At 45.5% G+C, this 424-nt stretch carries 2 tRNA genes; both read left to right on the forward strand.

Going from position 1 to position 424, the window contains the following annotated elements:
• Positions 1–72 precede the first annotated feature (72 nt).
• Positions 73–149: transfer RNA gene (locus HX881_RS32625), tRNA-Ile, on the forward strand.
• A 28-nt stretch (positions 150–177) separates the two neighbouring features.
• Positions 178–253 (forward strand) — tRNA-Ala (locus HX881_RS32630).
• Positions 254–424: the final 171 nt, after the last annotated feature.

A 424-nucleotide genomic window follows, 5' to 3' on the forward strand; every position in this document is an offset into this window, starting at 1 on the left:
TGAAGAAGACGATAGAAGCAGCTTTAAGCTCCAAGCTGATAGCTTATAGCTAACAGTTACAAGCTCGAAATTGGGTCTGTAGCTCAGTTGGTTAGAGCGCACCCCTGATAAGGGTGAGGTCGGCAGTTCGAATCTGCCCAGACCCACCAATTTTGTGGGAAAAGCCTGTAGAAATACGGGGCCATAGCTCAGCTGGGAGAGCGCCTGCCTTGCACGCAGGAGGTCAACGGTTCGATCCCGTTTGGCTCCACCATTACGCTGCTTCTGTAAAGCTTAGAAATGAGCATTCCATCAAGACGATGATGAATGTTGATTTCTAGTCTTTGACTAGATCGTTCTTTAAAAATTTGGGTATGTGATAGAAAGATAGACTGAACGTTACTTTCACTGGTAACGGATCAGGCTAAGGTAAAATTTGTGAGTA

It is taken from the genome of Pseudomonas gingeri, from assembly GCF_013386115.1.
In the GTDB taxonomy this organism is placed as follows: domain Bacteria; phylum Pseudomonadota; class Gammaproteobacteria; order Pseudomonadales; family Pseudomonadaceae; genus Aquipseudomonas; species Aquipseudomonas gingeri.